This is a genomic window from Actinomadura sp. NPDC000929 (assembly GCF_040492065.1).
In the GTDB taxonomy this organism is placed as follows: domain Bacteria; phylum Actinomycetota; class Actinomycetes; order Streptosporangiales; family Streptosporangiaceae; genus Spirillospora; species Spirillospora verrucosospora.
Window position 1 is genome coordinate 1 of sequence record NZ_JBEUPA010000214.1, and the last position, 10,886, is coordinate 10,886.

Sequence of the window (10,886 nt, forward strand, 5' to 3'; positions counted from 1 at the left end):
CGCGCGCGGCGGCGCCGCCCGCTCCCAGGTGCTCGGCACGCAGGAGGCGGCGGACACGCCGCTGCGCCGCGTCCGCCTCGCCGCCCTCGGCTGCCGCGTCGGCGGCACGTCCGCGGCCCGCACCGCCGACGTCTACCTCGCGCACACCGCCACCGGCGTCGTCCTGGTGCTGAAGCGGCGCTGGGACGTCCCGGACGGCGACCGGCTCACCGGCGCCGACCTGGCGGGGCGCCGCGTCCTCGGGGCGCCGCTGCGGTCCCTCGCCGCCGCGAACGTCGTGTCCGAGAGCGCCTCGCGCAGCGCGGGACGGGTCGTCCGGGTCACCTCCGGGCGGATCGCGAAGACGACGGTCACCCCGCTCGGCGACGCCTGGGAGGGCCTGCCCGCCGGGCTGCTGGTGCGCGACCTGGCCGCCGAGGAGCGGGCCCTGGACGCGCTCCCGCCCCGGCTCGTGCGGCCCCGCGTGGAGGCGGAGCTCGTCCGCGTCGTCGAGATCGCCGAGGTCCGCCACATCGGCTACCGCCCCGGGGCGCAGCGGCTGGAGGCCGTGGTCGCCGACGCGGCGGGCGTCCCGGCCGTCGTCTCCGCCGACTACAGCCCCCACCGGCCCGCCGCCCTGGACGCCCTGGCCGACGCGCTCGCGACCGAGCCCCGGTTCGTGTCGGGCGCCGTCCGCAGGGACCGCGGGGGCCTCGTCATCGACCCGTTGGCCGTGCTGACCGCCGGCGGTCCCGTCGTCCCCGACCTGGCTCCCGGCGACGGCACCGCCGCCCTCGGGGCCCCGCCCCAGGCCGTGCCGGACCCGCTCGGCGACGCCCTGGAGGAGGCGCTCGCCGCCTGCGCTCAGGCGGCCCACCGCGGCCTCCTGCGCCTGCCGTCCGGCGTGCGGGAACGCCTCGTCCGCGCGGGCGCGACGCTGGAGCGCGTCGGCCTGCGCACCTGCGCCGGGACGCTCGCCGCCCTCACCGCGGCGCTCGCGGCCGACGACCCGGAGGGCATGACCCGCGCCTGGGCCACCGCCCACATCCGCCTGGTCACCGCGGCCGAGCTGCGCTGACGCGCCGCTACGCGCGGCAGGTGAGCGGGCGGCCCCCGTTGAGGGCGACCATGTCGCCGAGGGCGGCGACCAGGTCGATCGGCGCCCCGGGCGGCTGCCCGTCCAGTTCGGCGTAGGCGCGGTACAGGTTGCCCACGAGGCGCTCGGGGTCGGTCAGCTCCGCGTACGGGCCGAGGTCGGTCTCGCGGGCGGCCTCCAGCGGCGCCAGCCCGGCCTGCCGGGCCTCGGCGGCGGTCGCCTGGACGAACCGCGCGTAGCCGAGCACCCGGTCGATGAGCTCGGGACCGGCGACGGGCCCGTGCCCGGGGACGATCGTCTCCGCGCCCAGCGGCGCGACGACCTCCTCCAGGACCTTGACCGCGCCCGCGACCGAGCCCTGCATCAGGAACGGGGTGCCGCCGTTGAACAGCAGGTCGCCGCAGAACAGCACCCGCCGCTCGGGGATCCAGACGATGGAGTCGTTGGTGGTGTGCGCGGGCGTCCCGACGTGCCGGACCTCGCAGCGCAGGTCGTCCACCCACAGGGTCAGGCCGTCGGTGTAGGTGAGGAACGGCGGCTCGATCTCGACGGCGCCCCAGTCGACCTTCGTCCAGAACGGCTCGTCGAACGGCAGGCCCCAGCTGAGCGCGCCCTCCCGCGTGCCCTCGTGGCCGACGACGGTCGCCCCGGAGAACAGGTAGTTGCCGAAGGTGTGGTCGCCGTGGTGGTGGGTGTTGACCAGCGTCCGGACGGGACGGTCCGTGACCGACCGGATCGACTCCAGGTAGGCGCGGGTGCGGCGCTCGGTCGAGCAGGAGTCGACGCTCGTCACCCCCCGCGCGCCCGCGAGGAAGCCGGCGTTGTTGATCCACCAGGTGCCGTCGGGCTGGAGGTAGGCGAAGATCCCGTCGGAGACCTCCTGCAGCCGCGGGCTCCCCGGTCCCTCGCGGTCGGGTGCGTCGCTCATGGGGAAGTGTAACCGGCGCCGGGCGCGGCCGCCGGTCGCGGCGGGACGCGGTCAGTACTCCGCCAGGGTCGTCAGCAGGTGCGGGCGCGGTGAGGACTCGCGGGCCGACGGCTCCCGCGACCCGGCGGACCGCAGCACCTCCCCGGCGCCGAGCACGGCCGCGTCGCCGGTGTCGTCCCCGACCCGCGCGCCGAGCCCCGTCCGGTCCCGGATCAGCCTCTCCAGGCCGGGCAGCCGGGCGCTGCCGCCGGTGAGCGTGATGCCGACGCCGAGCAGGTCGCCGGAGATCTCGGGCGAGCAGCCGGCGAGCCCGGCGCCGATCGCGTCCACGATCCGCGCCACCGGGCCGGTGATCGCGCGGGCGACGTCCGCGGTGGTGAGGACGACGCCGCGCGGCATGCCCGTCGCGATGTCGCGCCCGTGCACGACGGTCTGCCGCACCGGGCGGCGGCCGAGCGGCGGCACCGCGCCGACCTCCAGCTTGGCCGCCTCCGCCGCCGCCTGCGACAGCGCGATGCCGTGCTCCTGGCGGACGAGCGCGGCGATGGCGCGGTCCAGCGCCGACCCGCCGATGTGCGCGGTGTGCGAGGTGACCAGGCCGCCGAACGCGATGACGCCCACGTCGGTGACCTCCGCGCCGATGTCGGCGATCACCGTGATGTCGGGCCGCCCGCAGGAGGTCATGCCCATGCCGATGGCGGCGGCGATGGGCGTCGGCACGAGCGTGAGCCGGCGCGCGCCCGCCTGGTAGGCGGAGAACTGCAGCGCCCGGTAGTGGACGGAGGTCAGCCCGCTCGGGACCGTGACGACCAGGCGCGGTCGCGCGGTGTAGTGCCGCCGGTGGTGGCGGCGCACCAGGTGCCGCATGAGGTACTCGGCCTCGTCGGTCTCGGTCGGCGCGCCTTCGCGGATGGGCCGTACGAGCGTGACGTCGGGGTTGCGCCCGGCCATCTCCCGTGCCGGGACGCCGAGGGCGAGGATGCGCCCGGTATCGCGGGAGCGTGCGAGCAGCGACGGTTCGCGGCAGACGACGCCGCGGCCCTTCACATGCATCCGCACGGTCGCGCTGCCCAGGTCGATAGCGGTGTCCCGGCCCGCGAAATCCCACATCGCGTCCCTCCCAATCGCCCTGTTCGCCGCAAGAGTCCAGATGATTCGATTCCCGTGCGGCCTGCGGCGATGCCCACGCCCGGGTAAGCGAATCGCAACGACCTGGTGATCTGGGATCCGACATGTCCGGAACGCGATGCGCGGTGCGGCGCCCGCCCGGGACGCAATCCCGGGCGGGCGCCAAAAGATCATGTAGGGACGGTGCCGGGGCGCGCGCCCCGCGCCCCCCACCCGCGCCGGGTCCGGACGGCGCCCGCCGCCCGGCACGCCCCGTACAGCAGGAACGAGATCGTGGTGACGTACGGGCTGATCGGAATGCTGGACCCGATCGACAGCAGGATGCCGCCCAGCACCGACACCGTCGCCAGCGCCGCGCTCAGCAGCGGCGCCAGCACCGGCGACGCGGTGACCCGCACCGCCGCCGCGGCCGGAGTGCAGAGCAGCGCGAGCACCAGCAGCGCGCCCACGACCTGCACGGACACGGCCACCGCCAGGCCGAGCACCAGCAGGAAGGCCGGCGACAGCGCCCGCACCGGCACGCCCCGCGCCGCCGCCACGTCCGGGTCCAGGCTCGCGAAGGCCAGCGGGCGCCACATGACCGCGAGGCACGCCAGCACCACCGCCGACGTCGCGAGCAGCCACGACAGCCGCGGCGTGTCGATCGCGACGATCTGCCCCGTGAGAAGCCCGAACTTGTTGGCCGACCGGCCCTGGTAGAGCGACAGGAACAGCACGCCGAGCCCCAGCCCGAACGGCATCAGCACGCCGATGGCCGAGCCGCGGTCGCGCGCCTTCGCGCCGAGCACCCCGATCAGGCCGGCGGCCACCAGGGCCCCCGCGATCGAACCGCCCGCCACGCTCGCCCCGGCCAGCAGGGCGGCGGCCGCGCCGGCGAACGACAGCTCGCTGATGCCGTGCACGGCGAACGCCAGGTCGCGCATCACGACGAACGTCCCGGCGAGCCCGCCGACCAGTCCGAGCACGGCCCCCGCGACGAGCGAGTTGCGCACGAGCCCGAGCAGCGCCCCGTAGTCCCGGAAGTTGAAGATCTCGTGCCAGGCCTCTTGCCAGCTCATGCCGTCTCCTGGCGGGAACTTCGGGCTTCGCGGGCGGCGCCCAGGTCGAGGTACCGGTCGGCGAAGGGGAGGATCGGGTCGATCTCGTGCGTGACGAACACGACGGCGGTGCCATGGTCGCGGCGGAGCCGGTCCACGAGTCCGGCGACGACGCGCTGGTGCCCGGCGTCCAGCGAGGCCAGCGGCTCGTCGCACAGCAGGACGCGCGGACCGGTGACCAGGGCCTGCGCGATGCGCACGCGCTGCAGCTCCCCGCCCGACAGGAGTTCGACCGGGACGTCGGCGAACGCGGCGGCGCCCACGTCGGCGAGGACGGCCTCGACCCGGCGGCGCGCGTCCCGGCGCGGTCGCCAGGGCCCCCAGCGGTGGCCGTCGACGCCGAGCCGCACGAGGTCGCGGGCGCGCAGCGGGGTGTGCGGCGGGACGGCCCGGTGCTGCGGGACGTAGCCGACGGCGTCGCTGCCCCGCCGGGGGCGGCGCCCGTCCACCGCGACCGTTCCGGACGACAGCCGCTGGAGCCCGAGCAGCACCCTGAGCAGGCTGGTCTTCCCCGACCCGTTGGAGCCGACGACGGCGAGGAACTCGCCGGGCCGCACGTCGAGGTCCAGCCCGCGCCACAGGGTCCGCTCGCCGTAGGCCAGGGTCGCGCCGCGCAGGGCGATCACGAGAGCGCCTTCGCGAGCGCGGCGATGGTGCCGTCCATCCAGGCGACGTAGTCCCGGCCGGCCGGCAGGGTCTCGGTGACCGGCACCACCGGCACGCCCGCCTCGCGGGCCGCCTCGCGGACCTTGGCGGTCTCCGGGCCGCTCGTCTGCACGTTCACGACGAGTGCCCGCACCTTCCGGCCGGTGAGCAGCGCCAGCGTGTCGCGCAGCGCCCGCGGCGGGACGTCGTCCCCCTCCTCGACCGCCTCGGCGAACTCCTCCGGCGTCCGGTCGACCAGCCCGGCCGCGTCCAGCAGGTGGCCCGGGACGGGCTCGGTGACCGCCACGCCGTCGCCGGAATGCGCGGCCCTGACCGCCGCCGCCTTCCCCTCCAGCGTCTTCAGCCTCGCCTTGAAGGCGGCGGCGTTCGCCGCGAACGTCCGCGCGTCCTCGGGGTCGGCCTCGGCGAGCGCGGCGGAGATCCGGTCGGCCAGCAGCGCGACGGAGGGAAGGTCGTACCAGACGTGCTCGTTCAGCTCCTCGCCGGCCGGAGCGGTCTTCCCGGAGATCTGGACGGCGTTGAGCACCCGGGCCTTGGAACCCGACCCCTTCAGCAGCGTCTCCATGAAGTCGTCGTAGCCGCCGCCGTTCTCGATGACCACACCGGCCCTGGACAGCGCGAGCCTGGTGCGCGTCCCCGCCTCGAAGGAGTGCGGGTCCTGCGCGGGGTCGCTGATGAACGAGGTCACCTTCACCCGGTCCCCGCCGATCTGGCGGGCGATGTCCCCGTACACGTTGGTCGAGGCCACGACCGAGACCGCCTCCGCGGCCCCGGCGCCGGAGGACGACCCGCAGGCGGCGGCCCCGAGCGACGCGAGGGTGAGGGCGGCGCCGGCCCCGAGGACGCGGGCGCGCTGAGCAGACATCATGGAAGCTCCTGAAAATGAAAACGATTTTCAGTGGCAACTTAACATGACTCGCCCCTTTGGTCCCGTTTCCTTGCCGCCTCGGCAACGTCCCCGCACGCAGAAGGCCGCCGTCCCGGTTCCGGGACGGCGGCCTTCGAGGCGGTCGTTCTAGCGCTTGCGCAGCACCCCGCCGTACTCGTAGATGCCGCGGTCCAGCTTGGAGGCGCCCTCGTACCGCTCCAGCTCGGGCGGCACGGGGGCGAGCGGCGGCTGCACGTCCAGCGGGCGCCAGTCGACCAGGTTGCACAGGCCCGGCTCGACGGGGTCGAAGTCCGACAGCAGCGCGTCGATCTCGGCGGGCGTCCGCGTCTGCCACGGGATGCCCGCCCCGGTGACCTGCGCGGTCATCTCGGCGCTGCGCACCGGGTCGTCGCAGGCGACCTGGGAGAAGGTCAGGTGGCTGCCCGGCGCGGCCCGGTCCATGATCGTGCGCAGCACGCGGCGGGGGTCGTCGGCGTCGGGCAGGTGGTGGCCGACCGACAGGAACAGGGTCGCGACCGGCTCGTCGAAGTCGATCAGCCGCTTGACCTCGGGGTCCTCCAGGATGGTGTCCTGGTCGCGCATGTCGCCCTGGATGACCGTGGTCGAGGAGTCGCCGGCCAGCAGGGCCCTGCCGTGGGCGAGGACGATCGGGTCGATGTCCACGTAGACGACGCGCGCGTCCGGCGCGAAGTCGCGGGCGACCTGGTGCACGTTCGCGTCGGTCGGCAGGCCGCAGCCCATGTCGATGAACTGGCGGATCCCCGCCTCGGCGGCCAGGTACCGGACGGCGCGGTACAGGAACAGGCGGTTCTGCCGGGTGATGTCGAGCCCGGCGGGGTGGTGCTCCAGCTGCGCCCGGATGAACTGCCGGTCGACCTCGTAGTTGTCCTTGCCGCCGAGCAGCCAGCCGTAGGCGCGGGCGGACGTCGGGACGTCGTGGGGGATGTCCGCCAGGGACGGCCTGTCTTGATCGTTCACAGGGGGAACGCTACCCCGCCGCGGCCCGGGGCGGGGGTTCTCCGCGTTCCGGACCGCGGCCGCGGGTCACCAGGCGAACGCCTCCGGCACGGGGCCCGGGCCGGGGAAGATCTCGTCCAGGGCGGACAGGAACTCCTCCGGAAGCTCCAGCGCGGCGGCGCGGACGGCGGAGTCGAGCTGCTCGCGGACGCGCGGGCCGACGATCGGGCCCGTCACGCCCGGGCGGGTGAGGAGCCAGGCGAGGCCGACGTCGCCCGGCTCCAGGCCGTGCTCGCCGCACAGGTCCTCGTAGGCCTGGACGCGCGCCCGTTCCGCCGGGTCGTTCAGCATCTCCGCGGCGCGGCCCGACCGGGACCGGGAGGCGTCCCCGTCGCGCTCCTTGCGCAGGACGCCGCCGAGCACCCCGCCGTGCAGCGGCGACCAGGGGATCACCCCGAGCCCGTAGGCCCGCGCCGCCGGGACGACCTCCATCTCGGCGCGCCGCTCGACGAGGTTGTACAGGCACTGCTCGCTGACCAGGCCGAGCGAGCCGCGGCGGGCGGCCGCCTCGTTGGCCTGCGCGATGCCCCAGCCGGGGAAGTTGGACGACCCGGCGTACAGCACCTTGCCCTGCTGGACGAGGACGTCGATCGCCTGCCAGATCTCCTCCCACGGCGTCGACCGGTCGATGTGGTGGAACTGGTACAGGTCGATGTGGTCGGTCCCGAGCCGCCTCAGGGACGCCTCGGCGGCCTGGCGGATGTGCAGCGCGGACAGCCCGCCCCGGTTCGGCCAGGGCTCGTCCGGCGCCGCCATGTCGGCGTAGACCTTCGTCGCGAGGACGGTCTTCTCGCGGCGCCCGCCGCCCCGGGCGAACCAGGAGCCGATGATCTCCTCGGTGCGGCCCTTGTTCGCGCCCCACCCGTAGGTGTTCGCGGTGTCGAAGAAGTTGATCCCCGCGTCCAGCGCCGCGTCCATGATCGCGTGGGCGTCGGGCTCCTCGGTGAACGGGCCGAAGTTCATCGTGCCGAGCACCACGCGGCTGACCTTGAGGCCGGTACGGCCGAGCTGGGTGTACTCCATGGGGATCCACCAAAGCACCTGGAGTCCCCTCCGGGTCAAGTGCGACGCGCCCCCGGCGCCGCGCGCCGCGCGGGCGGCGCCGGGGCGGGCGGAAAGGGGCTAGGGAGTGGCGTACTCCGCCCACGGCTCGGTGCCGGGGCCGTTCCAGAACGATCTCGGATGCGCCACGGCTCTCGGCCGGGGCTCAGGCTTTGACTCGTTCGACGGTCTGTCGCTTCGCGGAGCCTGTGCCGCGGAATCGTCCGGCCTCGTGGAGTGGCCGCCGGGTGGCGCGGCCTTTTCCGCCGGGATGTGTCCGGGGGCGGTGATTGGGGGATTGTCGGATTTCTTGTTATTTGTATGGTGTGATGGCGGAATCTGGGGGGTCCGCTCGCTATCAGGGGGCTGGTCGGCCCGCTTCTCGGCGCTCATCCGGTCGATCTTCTCGACGAGCTCCCGCACGGACGGCGACCATTCCCGGTAGGCGGGCGCGCCGGGCCGTACCGCGCCCGCGAACTGTCGCTTGCGCGCCGCGCCGAACCTGTCGATGCGGACCCTGGCCCCCGAATTGGGCGCGTGCAGGAAACGGCCGTGCCCCACGTACATGCCGACGTGGCTGCGGCCGTGGAAGAAGATGAGGTCACCGGGCTTGAGACTCCCGATCCCCACCTTCCGGTCCACCCTGCGGTACTGGGCGTAGGTGACACGGGGGATCTTGACGCCCGCCCGCCGCCACGCGGCCATCATCAGCCCGGAGCAGTCGTAGCCGCCCGCGCCCGTCCCGCCCCACCGGTAGGGCTTGCCGATCTGTTTACGGGCGAACCGGAGCGCCTGCTTGGCGCGCTTGCGCTGGAGGGTCTCCCGCGTCCGGTACCTGTCGTACGCCTGGACCTTCTCCAGGGTGGCCGCGTCGAGGTGCAGGCTTCTCAGCACCGTCGGGTTGAGCGCGGCGAAGGCCGTGGAACCCAGCGGGACCGTCAGCGCGAGCCCGGTCACCGTGGCCGTCACGGCCGTGCGGAGCATGCCCCGTTTTCGGCCGGCCGCCCGGCCGCGGCCGGGATGGCCCGTGATCGCTGCGCTTGCGCTTCCGGGCTCCTGCGAGTGGCGTGGGATGGACATTCCTCTGGTCTCCGTTTCCGTTCGGGTATCGGCAGGTGATCATCATCCCGCCGAGGGATCGGATACCCGTTGATCGGCACGGAATTGTCGAGGACGGCCGATTTTACTTGATCATGGCGCGGAATTGGAGGCGACCTTCAGTGTCTTTTGTCAGGCGGTCAGATGCGCCAGCGATTTCAGCGGAACGGGGAGCCAGGCCGGCCTGTTCTGCGCCTCGTAACGCACCTCGTAGACGGCCTTCTCGAATTCGAACGCGCGGATGAGGACCGAATGCGCGGCCGGATCCGGTCCGCCGGCCCCCGCGTAGCCGCGGCAGAACGCGGCGCGGTTGCGCGCCGCCCAGGCGTGCGCCCGGGTCTCCAGCCGCGGCCCCGACTCGCTCGGCACCGTGCCCGCCTTGGTGATGAGGAACCGCGCCGCGTACTCGAACGAGCGGAGCATCCCGGCGACGTCGCGCAGCGGGTGCGCGAGGGCCCGGCGCTCGCTCTGCGTCCGCGCCGGCTCGCCCTCGAAGTCCAGCACCGTCCACCCGGACTCGGTGCGCAGGACCTGGCCGAGGTGGTAGTCGCCGTGCACGCGCTGGACGGGCAGCGGCTCGGCCCGCGCGGCCAGGTCCAGGAACGCCTCGGTGAGCGCCTTGGCGTGCGGCGCGAGCGCGGGCACCGCGCGGCAGGTGCCGGTCAGCTCGGCGTTCATCCGCGCGGCCGTCGCGCGGACCTCCCCGGCCGGGACGACCGTGACGCCGAACGCGTCGGCGAGCGCCCGGTGCACCTCGGCGGTGGCCGTGCCGAGCCGTTCGGCCTCGGCGGCGAAGTCGCCGCCGGCGGCGCTCGCGTCGAGCTCCGCCCACTCGTCGCCGCCGGGCGGCGGCGTGTGCGCGAACCAGTCCCGGACGCTGGCGATCGCGAGGCTCCACCCGTCCACGCCGGTGTGCAGGTAGTCCGACAGGAGGGCGAGCGTCACCGGCTCCGCGCCCTCGCCCGCCCGCGCCCCGTGCCCCGGTTCCAGCTCGATCCAGCCGAGGACGGCCGGGACGTGCGCGCAGCCGCGGCGGCTCAGCGCGAGGTTGACCTCCAGGTCGAGGTTGACGCCGGGGGACAGGCGGCGGAACAGCTTGCAGATGTACTCGTCGCCGAACAGTAACGAGGTGTTGCTCTGCTCGGCGGTCATCGGCAGGCTCGCCAGGTCCGTCCGGATGCGGGCGCCGCCCGCGTGGTGGAACCGCAGCGGGCCCGCGGACGCCCCGCTCGCCATGGCCTCCAGCAGCACCCGGGTCAGGTCCGGGTCGTGCGCGGCGTCGTACAGCCGGGCCTTCGCGGACCGGTCGCCGCAGGGCCCGCCGATCTCGACGTGCCGGAGCCGGTCGGGAAGGTCGCGGCGGGCGCCGAGGAGGAGCTGGTAGTGGTCGGTGGTGTCGTCCCGGCGGACGTGGATGACGAGGTGGTGCAGGGAGGGGTCGCCGGATCGAAGTTCGGTGGCGGTGCCGATGGCGAGGTCGTGGATGGGGCCGTCCTTGCCGCCGAACCACCGCTGCCGCGGCAGCCACTCGGCGAGGTCCCGGACGAGGTCCCGCTCTGGAGGAAGCACGGTCAGACGGTCCTTCCCGCGCGGGTGCCCGGCCCCGCGTCCGCGCCCGCCACGGGATCGCCGTCCTCAGGAGGGACCAGCTGGAACCAGTAGAAGCCGTGCCCGGGCAGGGTGAGCAGGTACGGGAGTTCGCCGATGGCGGGGAACTGGACGCCGCCCATGCACTCGACGGGCGCGTAGCCCTCGAAGCGCCGCAGGTCCAGCTCGACCGGCTGGGGGAAGCGGGACAGGTTGCTGACGCACAGGACGGTGTCCATCTCGCCCCAGGGGCTCTCGTCCTCGGTGATCTCGCGGGTGAAGGCCAGGACGGAGGGGTTGGAGGCGGACAGTTCGACGTAGGAGCCGACGCCGAAGACGGGGTGGCGCTGGCGGATCTCG

11 protein-coding genes are annotated in these 10,886 nt (G+C 74.4%); 1 reads left to right on the forward strand and 10 read right to left on the reverse strand.

Annotation, left to right across the window (positions count from 1 at the left end; genetic code table 11):
- On the forward strand, positions 1–1,057 hold a 1,057-nt coding region (locus tag ABWI04_RS39445), incomplete at its 5' end, for a YehQ C-terminal OB-fold domain-containing protein (protein WP_353835586.1).
- Positions 1,058–1,064: 7 nt separating this feature from the next.
- Here the strand turns inward: ABWI04_RS39445 and ABWI04_RS39450 are convergent.
- From ABWI04_RS39450 to ABWI04_RS39495, 10 genes are all read right to left on the reverse strand, one after another.
- Positions 1,065–2,003: an MBL fold metallo-hydrolase gene (locus ABWI04_RS39450; RefSeq protein WP_353835587.1), complete on the reverse strand. Its 939-nt coding sequence runs from the start codon at positions 2,001–2,003 to the stop codon at positions 1,065–1,067.
- A 51-nt stretch (positions 2,004–2,054) separates the two neighbouring features.
- Positions 2,055–3,113 carry a rod shape-determining protein gene (locus ABWI04_RS39455; protein ID WP_353835588.1) on the reverse strand — a complete coding sequence of 353 codons (1,059 nt, stop codon included), beginning with the start codon at positions 3,111–3,113 and terminating at the stop codon, positions 2,055–2,057.
- Positions 3,114–3,301: 188 nt separating this feature from the next.
- On the reverse strand, positions 3,302–4,189 hold the full coding sequence (locus ABWI04_RS39460) for a metal ABC transporter permease (RefSeq protein WP_353835589.1): 888 nt from the start codon (positions 4,187–4,189) through the stop codon (positions 3,302–3,304).
- Positions 4,186–4,854 (reverse strand): metal ABC transporter ATP-binding protein, encoded by a 669-nt coding sequence (locus ABWI04_RS39465; RefSeq protein WP_353835590.1) that lies wholly within the window; start codon positions 4,852–4,854, stop codon positions 4,186–4,188. The genes ABWI04_RS39460 and ABWI04_RS39465 overlap by 4 nt, the downstream gene beginning before the upstream one ends.
- On the reverse strand, positions 4,851–5,762 hold the full coding sequence (locus tag ABWI04_RS39470) for a metal ABC transporter solute-binding protein, Zn/Mn family (RefSeq protein WP_345182532.1): 912 nt from the start codon (positions 5,760–5,762) through the stop codon (positions 4,851–4,853). Before ABWI04_RS39470 ends, ABWI04_RS39465 begins: the two co-directional genes overlap by 4 nt.
- A 147-nt stretch (positions 5,763–5,909) precedes the next feature.
- Complete coding sequence (locus ABWI04_RS39475) at positions 5,910–6,761, reverse strand: SAM-dependent methyltransferase (RefSeq protein WP_345182534.1); 852 nt, start codon at positions 6,759–6,761, stop codon at positions 5,910–5,912.
- Between the two features lie 66 nt (positions 6,762–6,827).
- Positions 6,828–7,823, reverse strand: a complete 996-nt coding sequence (locus tag ABWI04_RS39480) for an aldo/keto reductase (RefSeq protein ID WP_353835591.1) — start codon at positions 7,821–7,823, stop codon at positions 6,828–6,830.
- Positions 7,824–7,922: 99 nt separating this feature from the next.
- Entirely contained in the window at positions 7,923–8,810 is an 888-nt protein-coding gene (locus tag ABWI04_RS39485) for a C40 family peptidase (protein WP_353835592.1), read from the reverse strand.
- Between the two features lie 261 nt (positions 8,811–9,071).
- A complete protein-coding gene (locus ABWI04_RS39490) occupies positions 9,072–10,508 on the reverse strand; it encodes a maltokinase N-terminal cap-like domain-containing protein (RefSeq protein WP_353835593.1) in 1,437 nt (478 codons plus the stop codon).
- Between the two features lie 2 nt (positions 10,509–10,510).
- Positions 10,511–10,886 (reverse strand): alpha-glucosidase C-terminal domain-containing protein (locus ABWI04_RS39495; RefSeq protein ID WP_353835594.1); only part of this gene is annotated, 376 nt, incomplete at its 5' end.